The sequence below is a fragment of the Chryseobacterium tructae genome (genome assembly GCF_030409875.1).
Lineage (GTDB): Bacteria > Bacteroidota > Bacteroidia > Flavobacteriales > Weeksellaceae > Chryseobacterium > Chryseobacterium tructae.
The window spans coordinates 274,665-292,877 of sequence record NZ_JAUFQR010000003.1; the positions used below are offsets into that span (position 1 = coordinate 274,665).

General features: G+C 36.4%; 16 protein-coding genes and 2 pseudogenes. 16 read left to right on the forward strand and 2 right to left on the reverse strand.

The genetic code is table 11. The features are described from left to right. The first annotated feature begins 89 nt into the window (after nucleotides 1-89). The 12 genes and pseudogenes from rnhA (at nucleotide 90) to QWZ06_RS25025 (ending at nucleotide 13,921) form a co-directional block, all read left to right on the forward strand. The gene (gene rnhA / locus QWZ06_RS24975) at nucleotides 90-566 is read left to right on the forward strand and encodes a ribonuclease HI (RefSeq protein WP_290301837.1); all 477 of its coding nucleotides are present in this window, start codon (nucleotides 90-92) and stop codon (nucleotides 564-566) included. A 162-nt stretch (nucleotides 567-728) separates the two neighbouring features. Further along, on the forward strand, nucleotides 729-1,481 hold the full coding sequence (locus QWZ06_RS24980) for an L-type lectin family protein (protein WP_290301839.1): 753 nt from the start codon (nucleotides 729-731) through the stop codon (nucleotides 1,479-1,481). A 347-nt stretch (nucleotides 1,482-1,828) separates the two neighbouring features. After that, nucleotides 1,829-1,969, forward strand: a pseudogene (locus QWZ06_RS28335) (hypothetical protein); the annotation flags it as partial. A gap of 18 nt (nucleotides 1,970-1,987) precedes the next feature. Next, nucleotides 1,988-2,995 (forward strand): T9SS type B sorting domain-containing protein, encoded by a 1,008-nt coding sequence (locus QWZ06_RS24985; RefSeq protein ID WP_290301840.1) that lies wholly within the window; start codon nucleotides 1,988-1,990, stop codon nucleotides 2,993-2,995. 36 nt (nucleotides 2,996-3,031) lie between these two features. Further along, nucleotides 3,032-5,293: an FIDD domain-containing protein gene (locus QWZ06_RS24990; RefSeq protein WP_290301842.1), complete on the forward strand. Its 2,262-nt coding sequence runs from the start codon at nucleotides 3,032-3,034 to the stop codon at nucleotides 5,291-5,293. A 121-nt stretch (nucleotides 5,294-5,414) separates the two neighbouring features. Beyond that, complete coding sequence (locus tag QWZ06_RS24995; RefSeq protein ID WP_290301843.1) at nucleotides 5,415-6,041, forward strand: NAD(P)H-dependent oxidoreductase; 627 nt, start codon at nucleotides 5,415-5,417, stop codon at nucleotides 6,039-6,041. 30 nt (nucleotides 6,042-6,071) lie between these two features. Next, nucleotides 6,072-7,643 carry an L-aspartate oxidase gene (gene nadB / locus QWZ06_RS25000; protein ID WP_290301845.1) on the forward strand — a complete coding sequence of 524 codons (1,572 nt, stop codon included), beginning with the start codon at nucleotides 6,072-6,074 and terminating at the stop codon, nucleotides 7,641-7,643. Nucleotides 7,644-7,655: 12 nt separating this feature from the next. After that, nucleotides 7,656-8,516: a carboxylating nicotinate-nucleotide diphosphorylase gene (gene nadC, locus QWZ06_RS25005; protein WP_290301847.1), complete on the forward strand. Its 861-nt coding sequence runs from the start codon at nucleotides 7,656-7,658 to the stop codon at nucleotides 8,514-8,516. Between the two features lie 208 nt (nucleotides 8,517-8,724). Further along, nucleotides 8,725-11,288, forward strand: a pseudogene (locus tag QWZ06_RS25010) (TonB-dependent receptor). Nucleotides 11,289-11,372: 84 nt separating this feature from the next. After that, a complete protein-coding gene (locus QWZ06_RS25015; protein ID WP_290301849.1) occupies nucleotides 11,373-11,804 on the forward strand; it encodes a hypothetical protein in 432 nt (143 codons plus the stop codon). A gap of 68 nt (nucleotides 11,805-11,872) precedes the next feature. Further along, nucleotides 11,873-12,865, forward strand: a complete 993-nt coding sequence (locus tag QWZ06_RS25020) for an aspartate-semialdehyde dehydrogenase (protein ID WP_290301850.1) — start codon at nucleotides 11,873-11,875, stop codon at nucleotides 12,863-12,865. Between the two features lie 57 nt (nucleotides 12,866-12,922). After that, complete coding sequence (locus QWZ06_RS25025; protein ID WP_290301851.1) at nucleotides 12,923-13,921, forward strand: cation diffusion facilitator family transporter; 999 nt, start codon at nucleotides 12,923-12,925, stop codon at nucleotides 13,919-13,921. Nucleotides 13,922-14,008: 87 nt separating this feature from the next. Here the strand turns inward: QWZ06_RS25025 and QWZ06_RS25030 are convergent, their stop codons facing one another. Together QWZ06_RS25030 and xrtF are read right to left on the reverse strand one after the other, a co-directional pair. Then, nucleotides 14,009-14,440 carry an exosortase F system-associated membrane protein gene (locus QWZ06_RS25030; RefSeq protein WP_290301852.1) on the reverse strand — a complete coding sequence of 144 codons (432 nt, stop codon included), beginning with the start codon at nucleotides 14,438-14,440 and terminating at the stop codon, nucleotides 14,009-14,011. Next, the gene (gene xrtF, locus QWZ06_RS25035) at nucleotides 14,427-14,957 is read right to left on the reverse strand and encodes an exosortase family protein XrtF (protein WP_290301853.1); all 531 of its coding nucleotides are present in this window, start codon (nucleotides 14,955-14,957) and stop codon (nucleotides 14,427-14,429) included. Before xrtF ends, QWZ06_RS25030 begins: the two co-directional genes overlap by 14 nt. A gap of 228 nt (nucleotides 14,958-15,185) precedes the next feature. On the opposite strand from xrtF, the gene QWZ06_RS25040 reads away from it, so the two are divergent. The 4 genes from QWZ06_RS25040 (at nucleotide 15,186) to QWZ06_RS25055 (ending at nucleotide 18,209) form a co-directional block, all read left to right on the forward strand. Next, nucleotides 15,186-16,211, forward strand: coding sequence for an aminoglycoside phosphotransferase family protein (locus tag QWZ06_RS25040; RefSeq protein ID WP_290301854.1), 1,026 nt, complete (start codon nucleotides 15,186-15,188; stop codon nucleotides 16,209-16,211). A gap of 44 nt (nucleotides 16,212-16,255) precedes the next feature. Then, nucleotides 16,256-16,672 carry a RapZ C-terminal domain-containing protein gene (locus tag QWZ06_RS25045; RefSeq protein ID WP_290301855.1) on the forward strand — a complete coding sequence of 139 codons (417 nt, stop codon included), beginning with the start codon at nucleotides 16,256-16,258 and terminating at the stop codon, nucleotides 16,670-16,672. Between the two features lie 62 nt (nucleotides 16,673-16,734). Next, nucleotides 16,735-17,448: a nucleotidyltransferase family protein gene (locus QWZ06_RS25050; protein WP_290301856.1), complete on the forward strand. Its 714-nt coding sequence runs from the start codon at nucleotides 16,735-16,737 to the stop codon at nucleotides 17,446-17,448. Nucleotides 17,449-17,456: 8 nt separating this feature from the next. After that, nucleotides 17,457-18,209, forward strand: a complete 753-nt coding sequence (locus QWZ06_RS25055; protein ID WP_290301857.1) for an LOG family protein — start codon at nucleotides 17,457-17,459, stop codon at nucleotides 18,207-18,209. Nucleotides 18,210-18,213 lie beyond the last annotated feature (4 nt).

Sequence of the window (18,213 nt, forward strand, 5' to 3'; positions counted from 1 at the left end):
AAAAGAGATAATTCTCCATTAAAATACTTCCCATTGTTGGGTAACTTAATATTACTAGTTTAATACAATTCAATTTTTACAAGACAGGTTTGAGAATCGAAATTTACACAGATGGTGCTTGCAGTGGAAACCCCGGAAAAGGCGGATATGGAATTCTCATGCGTGTTCCCGAAAAAAATTATCAGAAAACTTTTTCTAAAGGATTTCGAAAGACCACCAACAACAGAATGGAGCTTTTGGCAGTAATTTCTGCTTTGGAAAAATTGAAATCTACAGACAATGATATTCATGTTTACACGGACAGTAAATATGTAGCAGATGCCGTCAATCAGAGTTGGATCACCGGATGGATTAAAAGAGGCTGGAAAAATGTAAAAAACCCTGATCTCTGGAAAAAATTCATTGAACTATACAACAAACATACCCCCACTATGCATTGGGTGAAAGGCCATGCCGGGCATTTTGAAAATGAACTTTGTGATAAATTAGCAGTAGCAGCTGCCAGTTCTCCGGATCTTGAGATTGACACTTATTTTGAAGGATTAGAAAACAATTCACTCTTTTAATTTCATTCACAAAAATCCAATACAACACCTACAACTCTCGTTACTTTATCTTAAAAAATATTATTTTCTGAATAATAATTGATTTTTTTAACAAAATTAACATAAAATATCCATTTTTTAATTGGGATTTAATATATTTACACGAATTAAATTCCCAGTGAAATGAATAAAATTTTATTATTTTACTTCTCTATTCTTTTGCTATGCTTGTCTGGAACTTCCTTTGCCCAGACCTATCAACTCACCGGAAATCCTATCAACACTACAGGTTGGACTATAGTACCTAGTGCAGTTGCAAACACAGATTTCATCATGCTTACTGATGACGTAACCAATAATGCTGGTGCCATAAAACTAAATGATCCCATCAATTTAAAATATTGTGACAAATGGAGGGTTGAGTTTGACTTCAGGATTGACGGAAATGGAACCTCATCCGGCAAAGGAGATGGATTTGCATTCTGGTACCTCGCTAATCCTCCGGTTACCAGTCAACAAGGTGCAGGGCTGGGAATCCCACAAAATGCTACGGGTCTGATTGTAGGTTTTGACATCTACAATAATATGGCAGGCGGCGGCCTGATGAGCAAAGTTCATGTTGCCTACGGAGTAGTTCCCAATACAGCAGACACCAATGGGCTGGAATATTACAATACGGCAGGAAGTTCATTTCACTCCCCTGATCTAAACTCTACTCAACCCTTTGTAGGAGCTACTTACAAACATGTAGAAGTTACCGGAGTAACTGATCCCACAGTTCCTACCAACTGGATCATCACCGTAAAGATAGATGGCAATACCATTACCTCGCAATCATTCGCTCCGTCAGCCGGAGCAGCTACTATGACCCAGGGATATTTGGATTTTCAGCATCTACAGGAGCTGCAAGCGCTAAACATTCCATTAAAAATGTAAAAATTTTTACAGATAAAGTTTCCATTTTAACCCCTCTGGTAACCCAATCTTTCTGCCCCAATCCTACGACAGGCCTTGGAAGTGTAAATTTAACTGACTTTAATTCTCAGTTTGTTGCCAATCCCGGAAACTACACCTTCACTTATTATCCTCAAGGCAGCTCAACTCCTATTTCCAATCCTGCCAATTATCAATTCAACACCAATACAACCGTAACCATTGTCATCAAAGATAGTGCTGGAATACTTTGCGATAACCCTGATGGAAAAATTCAATTAACCCTCGCCGCTTTTAAAGCAGATGATAAAACATTAACCCAATGCAATAACAATAAAGCAGGAACTGCAATTTTCAACCTTAACTCTGCTAATGTAACAAATGTTCCCGGAGTCACAAAGAACTATTACAAGACACTCAATGATCTAAATGCAGGAACTAATGAAATTCTCAATCCCGACAACTATCTTTCCGCCCCTGGAACGGTTTATGTAAAAGTAACCACTCCATTGGGATGTACTGGTACTGCAAAGATTACTCTTGCCTTTTATCCTGATACTGTAGTAAAAGAAGCCACCATTCAATCTTGTTTTATTGAAAACAACATACTCAATGCTGAATTTAATTTAACAGCAGCTAATGTAACACCACTTACCACCGGTATCACTAAAAGATATTACACCACAGTTGCCAATGCTATTAATGATACCAACGAGATCATCAATCCTTATCAATATATTTCAACAAGCACTGCCGTTTATGCAAAAATAACAGACACTAACGGCTGTTTTGCTGTCGCCAAGATCAATCTTATAGTACTTCCTCCTGTTAAATCATCAATTCTCATAGATAAAACGATCTGTATAGAAGACAAAACCAACCTCGATGCAGGCCCTGGCTTTGATGAATACCTATGGAGTACAGGAGACACAACTCCCTCTATAAAAGATGTAAGCGTAGGTACTTATTGGGTTAAATTAAAAACAGGCAACTGCGTCACTACACAAACTGTATATGTAAAGCCCTCTCCTAATCCCGTCATCTCAAGTATTGATATTCAAAACAACACAATCACGGTAAATGTTGTAGGCGGAAGATCACCTTATCAATATTCCTTAAACGGAGTCAACTGGCAGACCTCAAATACTTTTACCGGACTAACCAGAGGAGAAGTAAAAGTTTTTGTTAAAGATTTTTACAACTGTACTCCTATGGGCGTTCAGATCACAGTCCCCAACCTCATCAATGCGATTACACCTAATGGAGATAATAAAAATGATTTCATTGATTATACCGCATTGGCTTACAAAAAAAACTTAGTCTTCACTGTATACGACAGATACGGAAACAAACTTTATGAAGCCAGCAAAATAAGAAACTATACGTGGGACGGAAGAGCTTATGGTAAAAAAATCCCTACGGCAACTTATTGGTACACGATCTCATGGAATGAAAATGATAAAAACAACACCGAAACGAAATACTCCGGCTGGGTATTGGTAAAGAACCAGGAATAAGACATTAAACATGCAGCAACATCACAACCTTCCACTATGAAAAAAAATCTACTCTTTATTTTACTGGGCATTTTATTATGCCTCCCTGAAAAAACATCTTCACAGACCTATCAACTTACCGGAAATCCAGTAAATACAACAGGCTGGGATCTTGTTTCAGATGCTATTGTAAGCGGAGATTTCATTAGGCTTACCACAGATCAGACAAGCAAGTACGGAGCCATAAAGCTATCTACCCCCATCACTTTAAGCTATTGTGACAAGTGGAAAGTGGAATTTGATTTCAGAATTGACGGAAATGGAACCACACAGTTTGGCCGTGGAGATGGCTTTACATTTTGGTATCTTGCTAATCCTCCCACAGGATTTGTATCGGGCGGCGGCCTTGGTATCCCAGCTAATGCATCAGGGTTAATGGTAGGTTTTGATATATTCAACAACACTACAGAAGGCCAAATGAGTAAAATACATGTTTTGTATGGCACAAATAATACTGCCGGAAATAATATAGAATATAATAACACTCCAGGAAGTACGTTTCATTCTCCAGATTTAAACCCTACACAACCGTTTGTGGGTGCTACTTATAAACACGTGGAAGTAAACGGAGAAACCGACCTTTCCAATCCAACCAGCTGGATCATTAAAATTAAAATAGATGGTGTACTTATTGTTGATCAGTCATTTGCACCTTCCGGAAATGCTGTAGGAATGACACAGGGATATTTTGGTTTTTCTGCAGCAACAGGAGGCGCAAGCGCCCGACACTCCATTCAAAATGCTAAAGTATATGTAGATAAAGTCCCTATTTTAAATAATACAATCAAACCTTTTGTGTGTACCAATCCTACCACAGGAAACGGAACCGTAGATCTTACTTCCTACAATACACAATTTGTAAATAATCCCGGAAATTACACTTTCACTTATTACGTATTGGGAAGCGCTACCCCAATTGCTACTCCTACCAGCTTCCAGTACACTGGGAATACCACCATTAAAGTAGTGGTCAAAGATCCTACCTCAACACTTTGCGATAATGGAGATGGCGTGATACAACTGGAACCTACTCCGTTTGCTGCCACTGATGCAAGTCTTACCGAATGTAACAATAATAATGGTGGAGTTGGTATATTTGATCTCAATACAGCTGCGGTCACAACCTTAACAGGGGTCACTAAAGAATTCTATCCAAGTATATATGATCTGAATGCGAGTACCAATCAGATTCCTAATCCCTCAGCTTACGTCTCTCCTCCCGGGACAATATACGTAAGAGTAATCACATCACAAGGATGTGTTAGCACAGCCAAAATTACCCTAAACACCCATCCACCGGTAACCGTTTATGATGTCCCAATAGAATCATGTTTTATTGAGAACAATCCGTTGACAGCATCTTTTAATCTCACCAATGCCGCTGTTGTTCCAAATCCAGCAGGATTTACAAAAAAATATTACCCGTCTTTAACTGACGCTCTTAACGGAACCAATGAAATAAATAATCCTAGTGGATATATTGCTCCTAATGGTGTTGCATATGTAAAAGTTTTCAACACAACCGGATGTTTTTCAATTGCCAAGCTTACATTAACAGTAAAAGCTCCGGTACCATCCAGAGTTTTAAAAGATAAAATCATCTGTATGGAAAGCACAACAACCCTGGATGCCGGCCCAGGATTCAAAAGCTATGAATGGAGCACAGGAGCCACCACTCAATCCATTAAAAATGTAGGAATAGGAACATACTGGGTAAAACTAAAAACCGGAGATTGTTTCACCATACAGCCTGTTATGGTACTTCCCGCAGAGAACCCTGTTATCTCAAGTGTAGACATTTCCAGAGGAACAGTCACCGTAAACGTAAATGGTGGAATGCCTCCTTATCAATATTCAACAGATAAGATCACCTGGCAGGATTCCAATGTATTCACCGATGTCACACGAGGTGTTGCTAAAATATATGTAAAAGACAGTTACAACTGCGAACCTATTACAATCAATATCACAGTACCTAATCTTATTAATCTTATCACACCTAATGATGATGGCATCAATGATATGATAGATTATTCCGCACTCGCTATCAAGCCCAATCTGGAAGTGAATATTTACGACAGATATGGCTTACAGGTTTTTAAAGCTGACAAAACCAATGGATACAAATGGGATGGTACGGCCAACGGAAGAAAGGTTCCTACAGGAAGCTACTGGTATTCAATTTCGTGGAATGAAGATAACAGGCATAACACTCCAGTTAACTTTGCAGGTTGGATTATTGTTAAAAACAGAAATTAACACGTTCATTATTCATATTAAAAGAGTCACTCCGTTTTACGGGGTGATTTTTGCATTAAATTAGCAGGATATATTTCATTTTAAAGACCCTTTATTCATATTCAATTCTTAAATTTGTGCTATGAATTATTTGGAAGCTTTAAGCAGAAGGTATTCTGTGAAAAAATTTAATAATCAAATTATTCCTCAGGAAACTCTTCATAATATTCTTGAGTCAGGGAAGCTGTCTGCCAGTTCACAGGGGCTTCAGCCATACAAAATTATCATTGTTGAAAGTCACGAAATGAAACAGAAGATGATTCCCGCTTTTTACAATCCTTCTCAGATATCCACCTGTTCCCATCTGATTGTTATTGTTTCTAAGAAAGTCATTGAGGAAAACTACATCCGTGGTTACTTTAAACATATTTCAGAAGTAAGAGAAATTCCTCTTGAAACGCTGAATCCATTCAAAAACAGTATCAGCCAGCATATTAATCAAAAAACACAAGATGAAATTTTCAACTGGGCAGAAAAGCAGTCTTATATAGTATTGGCCAATCTCATGTATGCTGCTGCTATCGAAAATATAGACTCATGCCCAATGGAAGGCTTCAGACAGGATGTAATAGAAGAAGTTTTGGATATCAACACCGAAATAGAAAAAGTAACCGTTACCCTCGCTTTAGGTTACCGTTCTGAAGAAGACTCCTTTCAGCATATGAAAAAAGTAAGAAAACCAAACGAAAAATTGTTTAAATTTATTTAATATTTAAATGATTGTACCTAAAGCAAGCACATGATAAAAGCGGATGTATTAGTAATCGGTTCCGGTATTTCCGGACTTTCCTATGCCATTAAAGTTTCTGAACAACTCCCTGATGCCAAAATCATTATTGTCACAAAGTCTGATGAAGACGAAAGCAATACCAAATATGCACAGGGTGGCCTTGCTGTAGTTACCGATTTTCAGAATGACAATTTTGAGAAACATATAGAAGACACTATGCGTGCCGGTGATGGAGAAAACAAACGCGACGTAGTGGAAATGGTGGTAAAAGAAGCTCCTGCAAGATTCAATGAAATTGTAGAATGGGGCGCCCAGTTTGATATGAAAAACGGGAAATTCGCTCTGGGAAGAGAAGGAGGTCATACCGAAAACAGAATCGTCCACCATAAAGATATCACAGGTTTTGAAATCGAAAGAGCATTATTGGAAACAGCCAAAAACAGTCCCAATATTGAAATTCTGGATCACCACTATGTAATTGATATCATTACCCAGCACCATGTTCCGGGAAAAGAACTTAATGAAGGAGACATTCATTGCTATGGTGCCTATATTCTGGATGAGAAATCCAAAACTATCAAGAAAATCACTTCCAAAATCACATTGGTAGCCACAGGAGGTGCCGGACATGTTTATAAAAATACAACCAACCCCACTATTGCCACAGGCGACGGAATCGCTTTTGTAGCCCGCGCCAAAGGAATGGTTTCCAATATGCAGTATTATCAGTTCCACCCGACAGCTTTGTACAGCAAAATGGATGGAATGTTGTTTTTAATTTCAGAAGCTGTTCGTGGAGACGGAGCTAAATTAAGAACCAAAAGAGGCGAAAAATTCATGCATAAATATGATGAACGTGAAGAACTTGCATCAAGGGATATTGTTGCAAGAGCTATTGACGCCGAAATGAAAATTACCGGAGACGAATTTGTCGGTTTAGATTGCAAGGAAATGAATCATGAAAAATTTTTAGAACATTTTCCGAATATTTATAAGAAGTGTAAAGACGAAGGCATTGATCCGTTCACCCAATTAATTCCCGTTGTACCAGCCTGTCATTATCTTATGGGAGGCATTGAAGTAGACAGAGACGGGCAATCTTCCATCAGAAATCTTTTTGCCGTAGGAGAATGTACCAATTCCGGATTACATGGCGCCAACAGACTCGCATCCAACTCCTTACTGGAAGGATTGGTTTTCGGACATAATGCTGCCATGAAGACGGTATCTCTTCTTAATGAAAATCTATTCAACTTCGATGATTTGAAAGCTGTTCCGGAATGGAACGAAGAAGGAATGAAGATCATGGATGAAATGGTCATCGTTAGCTACCTGAGAAAGCAGCTTCAAGAAATGATGAGCGACCTGGTAGGAATTGTAAGAAGCAACAGACGTCTGAATATGGCTTTACAAAAGCATCAGGAGATTGCAGCAGCCGTTGATGAGATCTACCACTACTCTATTCTTTCTCCACAGTTATCAGAATTAAGAAACCTGACCACCGTTGCTCACCTCATCATCATCCAATCTATGGAAATGACAGAAAACAAAGGAGCATTTTACAATAAAGATTTAGCCTAAAAGCATACCATCATGAAAAGACCAGCCTACGTTACAGATAAAGCATTAAAAACATTTATAAAAACAGCCCTTGAAGAAGATATCCAGGACGGAGACCACTCTACTCTTTCCACAATTCCTGAAGATCTTAAGCAAAGTGCAAAACTGTTGGTAAAGCAAGACTGTATCCTTGCAGGGGTAGAATTAGCAGAAATCATTTTCAAAACATTTGATAAAAATCTTAAAATTGAAACTTTCATTAAAGATGGGACTCCTTGTAAAGTAGGAGATGTGGCTCTGATTGTTACCGGAAGTGCAAGATCCATCCTTTCTACAGAAAGATTTGTTCTTAATTGCATGCAAAGAATGAGTGGGATTGCAACTCTTACTCATGACTGGGATTCAAGATTAGTGGGAACCAAAACCAAACTTTTAGATACCAGAAAAACGACTCCAAACTTTAGAATGTGTGAAAAATGGGCTGTTGCTATTGGTGGCGGAACCAATCACAGATATGGTCTTTATGATATGATCATGCTTAAAGACAATCATATCGATTACAATGGGAGCATTACCAATGCCGTAAAAATGGCCAAGGATTATGTTAAAAAAACCAAGAAAAAGTTAAAAATTGAAGTTGAAACCAGAAATTTGGAAGAAGTACAGGAGGCAATCAATGCGAAAGTAGACAGAATCATGCTTGATAATATGGATGTTAAAACCATGAAGCAAGCTGTAAAAATGATAAACGGCTCTACGGAATCTGAAGCTTCAGGTGGAATCACTCGTGATATGCTAAAAAAAATTGCAGCAACAGGGGTAACTTATATCTCTGTAGGGGCTTTAACACACTCGGCTGAGAATATAGATTTGAGTCTCAAAGCAGTGAAATAGCGTTGAATTTTTAACAAAAACACTACCTCTTTATTAAAAATTCAATAACATGACTTTTTTCATACAAAAAGTCGTTTTTCATTCATTTTACTGACATCCAGACACTTAACATTATTAAGACTGATTAAAAATTAACATTGAGTTAATAATAGTTAAAATATATTTTGCGAATTTTGCAGAAAATTAAATCTAATTATTACTAACGATTATGAAATTAATCAACAAATCGATGCTTTCTGCAGTAATTACTTTATCTACAGCTAGTGTCTATTATGCTCAACAAGTTCAGGATACTGTTAAAACAAAATCCAATGATATTGAACAAGTTGTTTTAACTGGTGTTGCCGATATCGCTAAAGATAGAAAGACACCAGTAGCAGTTTCAACAATTAAAGAAGCTCAAATTGTTGAAAAATTAGGAAATCAGGAATTTCCTGAGATCCTAAACACAACTCCATCCGTTTATGCTACAAAAGGTGGAGGTGGTTTTGGAGACTCTAAATTAAATATTAGAGGATTCAACCAAAACAATATTGCCGTAATGGTAAACGGTATGCCTGTAAACGATATGGAAGGAGGATCAGTTTACTGGTCAAACTGGGCTGGACTATCTGATGTAACTTCTGCAATGCAGGTACAAAGAGGTCTTGGATCATCCAAATTAGCAATTGCTTCTGTAGGAGGTACTGTAAACATTCTTACAAGAGCTGCTGACAAAAAGCAAGGTGGAATAGTTTCTCTAGCAGTTGGAAATAATGACTATGTAAAATCTCTTTTTGCTTACAATACCGGAAGATCTGAAAAAGGATGGTCTTCTTCATTCTTAATGAGTAGAACTGCAGGATCTATGTATGCTGACGGAACAAAATTCGAAGGATACAATTATTATTTTGCATTAGGATATAAAAAGCCGGGCGGTAACCATGATTTCCAGTTTACAATTACTGGTGCTCCTCAATGGCACAATCAAAGATCATATGCAATTACTATTTCAGACTATATAAAATTCAATCCTGATAATGACGGAACTCCAAACAGAAGATATAACTCAGATTGGGGATACCTTAATGGAAAAGAATACGCGACAAGAGTTAACTATTACCATAAGCCTGTAATGTCTCTAAACTGGGACTGGTCAATGAGTGAAAAATCAAAACTTAATACAGTATTCTATGCATCTTTTGGTAGAGGTGGTGGAACAAACACGACTGGTACTGCAAATGGAAAAAGTTTAAACAGCTTTAGAAATCAAACCACAGGTTTGTATAATATGGATGATGTTTTTGCTGCTAACCAGGCTTCAACTCCTGACAAAGGTGTTCTTATCAGAAACGCATCTATCAACTCACACAACTGGTTTGGTGTAATTTCTAGTTTCAATCATACAATCAACGATAAATTTAAGTTTTCTGCAGGTATTGATGCAAGATATTACTATGGTTACCACTATCAGTCAGTAACTGATTTATTGGGAGCAAGCGGATATCTTGATAAAAACAACAAAAACATTCCACCTAACTTAGTAACAGCAGTATCTAAGCCAGAAGCTAGCTGGAACCCATTCGGAGGAAAAATCGATAATATCAACAATCAAATTGGTTATAGTAACGATGGTGAAGTACTTTGGTACGGAGCTTTCGGTCAGTTTGAATACACAAGCGACAAAGTCTCTGCATTCATTCAGGGGTCAGTATCTAACCAAGGATTCCAAAGAATTGATAACTTCATTATAGATGGAGTTTCAAAATCTAAAAAAGGAGAGATCATGAATACTAAAACAGGATTCAAAAATCTTTTTGGATATAATGTTAAAGCAGGTGTTAACTATAACATCAACGAGCAGCATAATGTTTTCGGAAATATTGGATACTACGAAAAGCAACCTTTCTTCAATGCAGTATACAGAAGTAATGAAAATATTGTTTCTTCAGATCTTAAAAATGAAAAAATATTTGGTGCAGAAATCGGATATGGATTCAGATCTTCAAACTTCAATGCTAACGTTAACCTTTACAGAACTTCTTGGGATGACAGATATCTTAGAAGAAGCGGTGTAAGAGATGTTGTAGCAGGAAAAACAGCCTATGTAGAAATGAACGGATTAAACGAGGTTCACATGGGGGTAGAAGTTGATGCAAGCTATAACCTGAACAAGCTATTAACAGTTAATGGTATGTTCTCTCTTGGAGATTGGTATTATAAAGGAAATGCAACTGCAGCTCTTTTTGAAGACAGTACAAATTTACCTCTTAACTTCCCAGGAAGTACAAGCAACGAAACTACATTATACTTAGATAAAGTAAAAGTAGGAGATGCTGCTCAAATGACAGCTTCATTAGGGCTTACTGTAAGACCTGTTAAAAATCTAAGCTTTGATGCTACATGGAGAAATACCAACAATTTATATGCAAGTTTAGATGCTTTCAACTTTAGAACTCAGGCTGCTGCTAATAGAGGAACATTAAAATTACCAAGCTTTAACTTATTTGATTTAGGTCTTTCTTATAAATAAATCTAAACAATAAGCAGTACTTTACAATTAGAGGAAATGTATATAACTTGTTTGATACAACTTATATTGCAGAATCTAATACAAGTAACCATATTAAAACAGTAGGTGATTTTACAGCTACTTCTACAGCTACGGCTCAACAACAATATGATGCTTATATCAACAATCCTAAAAACTTCTACAAAGGATTGGATGCATCTAACCAGGTATTCTTTGGATTCGGTAGAACTTGGACTGCAACCTTATCATTCAACTTCTAATTATCACAATATTAGATTTTATAAATATGAATCCCGGCTTTGAGCCGGGATTTTTGTTATCTTTGTGTACAAAAAAAATAGATTATGGATTTTTACAAGATTTTGTTGAGTGCCCACAAAGGATTTGGGTATCTCGAACTTCTTTTGGTTGCATTATTTATCATTGCACTTTTAGCTACCATGTTCGGTTTCAGCGGAAAAGTAAATAAGTTTTTAAAGAAAACTACCCTTTTCACAATGATTTTCTTCCACGTTCAGTTTCTGATAGGAATCATTATGTTAGTGACTACTTTTAGCAAAGGCTTAAATATGGGGGAAGTAATGAAAAATGCAGCATTAAGATTCCAATATGTTGAACATCCATTCTCTATGCTTATCGCAGCAGTATTAATGACCATTATCAACAAAAAAGTAAAATCAAGCGATACCATTTCCTTGGGAATTACCATTATGGGATTAATCGCGGTAGCTTTATTTGCATTCGCGTTCCCTTGGGCAAGAGTCTTTGGGGCTTAAAATAGATAAAGAAATTATATGCATTATAATTTCTAAATAGTTTAATCTTAAAATTTTTAATTAAATCAATGAAAGTAGCTGTAGTAGGTTCAACAGGAATGGTTGGACAAGTTATGCTTAAAGTTTTGGAAGAAAGGAACTTCCCTGTAACAGAATTAATTCCGGTAGCTTCCGAAAAATCTGTAGGTAAAAAGGTGAAGTATAAACAGAAGGAATTTACGATTGTAAGCATGAAGGACGCTATAGCTGCCAAACCGGATATTGCCATCTTTTCTGCCGGAGGTTCTACTTCTCTTGAATTTGCTCCTCTATTTGCAGAGGCTGGAGTAACAGTAATTGACAACTCTTCAGCGTGGAGAATGGATCCTGATAAAAAATTAGTCGTTCCTGAAATTAATGCAGATGTACTGACTAAAGAAGACAAGATCATCGCAAATCCAAATTGTTCTACCATTCAATTGGTGATGGTTTTAGGGCCTTTGAACAAAAAATATGATTTAAAAAGAGTAATTGTTTCTACATACCAATCTGTAACAGGAACAGGTAAAGCAGCTGTTGACCAATTAAACGGAGAAATCAACGGTGATGATTCTGCTGCTAAAGTATATCCATATCAGATTTTCAAAAATGCATTGCCACACTGTGATGTGTTTGCTGAAGACGATTATACTAAAGAAGAAATTAAATTGATGAAAGAGCCTAAGAAAATTTTGGGTGACGATACATTCAATTTAACAGCAACTGCAGTAAGAGTTCCGGTTCAGGGTGGACACTCAGAAAGTGTAAACATTGAATTTGAAAATGAATTTGAGTTGGATGAAGTAAGAAAGATATTATCTGAAACTCCTGGAGTCATCGTAATGGACGATGTGAAAAACAACCAATACCCGATGCCATTATATTCAGAAGGAAAAGACGAAGTCTTTGTAGGAAGAATCAGACGAGACCTGTCACAGCCGAAAACGCTCAACCTTTGGATCGTAGCAGACAATCTGAGGAAAGGAGCAGCAACAAACGCTGTACAAATCGCAGAATACCTTGTAGCAAACAACTTAGTATAAACTAACAAAATAAAAAAGAGTCTCAGAATTGAGATTCTTTTTTTTATCAAACATAGTATGAGTACCCAGAAGAATACCCACAAAGAAAAAATAGGATTCCAGAAAATCATTGCCATATTTGGAATTATTCTTTTCATTGGAAAGATCATTGCATGGAAGCTTACTAATTCTGATGCAGTATTCTCCGATGCCATGGAAAGCATTGTAAATGTTATCAGTGCATTTATGGGATTATATTCACTCCATCTTGCAGCAAAACCTAAAGATGAAGATCATCCTTACGGCCATGGAAAGGTAGAATTCGTTACTTCCGGTATCGAAGGAGCCTTGATTGCCATCGCAGGTCTTATGATCATTTATGAGGGTATTTACAGCCTTATTGTTGGAAAAACCCTAAGCAAAATTGATTTGGGAATCTGGATTATTGCTGCTACTGCTGTTATCAATTATCTGCTGGGTTATATTTCCATAAAAAAAGGCCAAAGAGAAAACTCTCTGGTTCTTATTTCTTCAGGAAAACATCTTCAGTCTGATACAGTCACAACCCTCGGAGTAGTAGCCAGTTTAATTATTGTCTACTTTACAAAGATCTACTGGCTGGATTCCGTAGTAGCTTTAACGTTCGGGCTTTACATCATCTTTGTAGGCTATAAAATCGTTCGGAAATCATTGAGTGGTATTATGGACGAACAGGATCCGGAAATTTTACATCAAGTGATCAAAATCCTTGAAGAAAACAGACATACAGAATGGATTGATGTTCATAACATGAAAATACAACAGTTTGGAGCTTCATTGCATATCGATGCCCATATCACCCTACCTTGGTATTATGATCTTCGTGATGCTCATAATGAGATGGAAAAAGTTATTATTCTTTTGGCCAACAATATCAAACGAAGTATTGAATTTAATTTCCATATGGATGACTGTAAACCTATTTCATGTCCTGTATGTCAGATTGAAAACTGTCCCGTTCGCCAAAAAGACTTTGTAAAAAAAGTAGAATGGACAGCCGAAAATATAACTCGCGTAGAAAAGCATACCATAGAATAACAAAGAAAAATATATAAATCAGAGAAGACTTAGAAAGCGAATACACCAATACACAATATACTCTTGTTCTCTTTCCGACCTTGTTTTTTACCCCTTATCCATTTGTTTTCTATAATAAAACATAGGAACAATCAAAAGGATAATTACAGGCTGAATGACAAACCTCCGCATATAAAAAGAAAAAAGGTATCCTATTTCAAATGTATCGTAAATACAGTAGAGATAGATGGGAAAAGAAATCGCAAAGACAATGACCATCATCAAGGCACCCTGAATAGTCCATTGCTTATTTTTAAATAATCCTTGAATAATCAGGCAGGAAAAAAATAAATTAAGAACAAACCTGAATATATTTCCTCCTATTAATTGTCCCCATTCAAATACAGGAAAGGCAATATTTTTATTGGCCTCATGAAAATAGTTCAGAAACGGATCATAAAATAGTTGATCTTCCAGCACTCTGATTCCTATCAGACCACCGATTCCTAAAATAACGAGAAGCCAATTAAGAATTTTCATGTTTTAAAGCAAAGAATTTAATCCAGACTAACCAAAGTAAAACGACACTACCATAAATAGCTGCCGGGAAGACAAAATCATGAAACATTTTACCATATTCCTTATGCTCAGCCATCACAACATTCAGCCCTACAATCCGCAAAAGGTTCATTATATAAAGTAAAACCAAGCCTACTCCCACGAAAGCAAAAGTTTTGATACCCTTATAAAATGCAAAAACAAAAGATACGAAGAGAATCATCACAGAAATAGCATTGCATCCTTCCACCATTCTCGTTACATATTGCTTTTTGACATAGAACCAAACCTGTTCATTATTTATATCATTATAAAGCTGGGATGGATAACCTATTACATTTTGTAAAGCACTCACCTGATTGGCAATAATTCTTGAAAAAGGATCCAGACCAGAATCCTTACTTGCATTCAAATAAAATTGATAGGCAAAAAGCAACACCAGATAAACAATGATGAAGCGAAGTAAAATACCTAGCACAGGCTTAAAATCCTTTAACATACTACAAAGATAAAAATTAGACTGTAATAACCTGAACCAGAACTAAGAAAGTTAAAGTAACAAAGCTGAAAGCTCAATACAAACAGACAAAATGCCACCAATCAGTGAAAAAATATAATTTTTCTCTCTGAAACCTTTAAGTTCAAGCCTTTTTTTCTTACCCTTAAAACAAAACCTGCGATCTATTTCCAACTCACCTTAAATTGCTATATTTGTTTACTTATTATTATGACTTCTGAAAACGCAAAACGATTTTTTGAAAACCATCTTGGTAAAAAATCCACTGAATTCATCACATTAGCTCAAAGCGGTTCTGCAAGGGTCAATTTTTTGGCCATAACCAATACTGACAAATACATCATCACTTATAACGAGAATACCCCAGAAAATGAAAGTTTTCTTTACTATTCCAAAGTCTTTTCTGAACTGAACCTGAATACACCGGCTATTCTTGCGATTTCAGACGACAGGAAAATGTACATTCAGGAGTTTTTAGGAGAACAAACTTTGTCAGAGGTGATTACAGAGGAGCATTTATCATCCCGTGTACAATCATTGGTACAGCAGACACTCAAAAAGCTTTTCACACTACAAACTCAAACCCAAGGAAACATTGATTTTTCCAAAACGTTTGAATATGAAAGTTATGATGAACTTCCTATCATTCATGATCTTTATTATTTTAAAAATTTCGTAGCGGATGTTCTGGAGCTAGAGTATAATAAATCTACTCTACTGAAAGAGTTTAAAAAAATTGTAGCATTAGTAGAAACTCTTGAACCCAAAGGAATCATGATTCGGGATTTTCAGGCAAGAAATATTATGGTGAACGAAAAAGATGAAGTTTCATTCATCGATTATCAATCAGCAATGAGAGGCCCACTGATGTATGATGTCATTTCATTCTTATTTCAGGCCAAGGCAGATTTTCCTGAAAATTTCAAATCTGAAATGCTAGACTTCTACATCCAACTCTCTGAAGATCAAAGAACCCAAAATCAACTAAAAGAATCGGTTAAACCAATTCAAATGATGAGATTCCTTCAAGTACTGGGAGCATACGGCTTCAGAGGATTAATTCAAAGAAAACAACATTTTATGGCAAGCCTTGAAAAAGGAATCCAAAATATCTCGCAATTTGCTTCTTCCTGGGAAGACATGCATAATTATCCGGAACTTAAAAAAGTTATAGAGCAGTTAAGCTCTTCTAATACACAAGAGAAGATTAAAGAAATATTAAATTTAAACCATTAAGCTCCCTTAATGGTTCCATCCAAAATAGTAAAATAAAGAATAAAATGCTACACATCGACATACACAGTTTTTCATACAAGAAAGGAGGGATTCCAAAAGATAACTCAGGAAACGGAGGCGGATTTGCCTTTGATTGCAGAGGAATATTAAATCCCGGAAGAATTGAAGAATATAAAAGTCAAACAGGAAACGACATTGGAGTTCAGGAATATCTTGAAACAAAAACTGAAATGCCTAAATTCTTAGAACTGATAAAATCAATCATTTCTATCAATATTGAGGATTATCTGGAAAGAGGATTTGAAAATCTTCAGGTTAATTTCGGATGTACTGGCGGGCAACACAGATCTGTATATTCTGCCATAAAAATTGCTGAGTTCATCAAAGAAAAATATCCGAACGGAACGGAAGTAACGATCCACCATGACGAGCAACCACAACTGAACAGTAGTAATCAGTAGTGAACCCTTAGTAATACTTGCTTACAGGTATTATATTACTCATTATCTATCACTCATACCATATGAAGGCTCTTATTTTTGCCGCCGGAAAAGGCACCAGGCTTAAGCCATTTACAGATCATCACCCTAAAGCTTTGGCAAAGGTGAATGGCATTCCCCTTTTAGAAAGAAATATCAATTATCTAAAAGGATATGGAATAAAAGATTTTGTGATTAATATTCATCATTTTGGGGATCAAATTGTTGATTTTTTAAATAAAAATGATAACTTCGGCTGTAAGATTGAAATCTCCGATGAAACCAATGAACTATTGGAAACCGGGGGCGGCTTGATTTTTGCCAGAAGATTCCTTGATCATGGAGAAGATTTTTTAATTTTAAATGCCGATATTTTAACCGATCTAAATATCAATGCATTGGTAGAATACCACAAAAAAATAAAAGATTTTGCTACTTTAGCAATATCGGATCGTGAAAGTTCGAGAAAACTACTTTTCAATGATGACATGGTATTAAGAGGTTGGTTGAATGTACAAACAGGAGAGCAAAGGCTTGCCGAGTTCAACAAAGGGTTTAAAGCTCTTGCCTTCAGTGGAGTTCACTGTATCAATCCTGTTATCTTTGAAAAAATAAAAAGGAAAGGCAAATTCTCTGTTATGGAGGAATATCTGGATCTAATGCAGACTGAGCACATACATGGCTTTTTGCATGACAGTATTCTTATAGATGTTGGAAGACCAGCATCCGTAATAGAAGCCGAAAAACATTTTAAATAATTTTGCAAATGGAAATGGATGGAATTAGGGATGAAAGCTTAGTAAACCCGGAATTTGATAGCAACGAGACAAAACTGCATAATAGTTTCAGACAGAAAACATGGGATGAAACGATCACTAAAGACAGCTGGATGGTCTTCAAGATCATGGCTGAATTTGTAGATGGCTACGAAAAACTGGCAAAAATAGGCCCATGTGTATCTATATTTGGTTCAGCACGTTTGAAGCCGGAGGATAAATATTATGAAATGGCCGTTGAAATTGCTGAGAAAATCACAAAACTAGGTTTTGGAATCATTACCGGTGGTGGCCCTGGAATTATGGAAGCTGGAAATAAAGGAGCTTTCAATGCTAAAGGAAAATCAATTGGATTAAATATTGACCTTCCTTTTGAACAACATTTCAACCCATATATCAATAAATCCTATTCGATGAACTTCGATTACTTTTTCGTGAGAAAAGTAATGTTTGTAAAATATTCTCAAGGCTTTGTGGTAATGCCGGGTGGTTTCGGAACATTGGATGAACTGACAGAAGCTTTAACTTTGATTCAAACTAATAAAATTGGTAAATTTCCAATCGTATTGGTAGGAAGTGATTTCTGGGGTGGATTGCTTGACTGGTTCAAGGCTACTTTAGTAAAAGAAGTAATGATTGCAGAAGATGATCTTGATCTTTATCGTGTGGTAGACACTGCTGACGAGGCAGTAGCACACATTAAAGCGTTTTATGATAAATATTCTGTGAATGTAAATTTTTAATTGG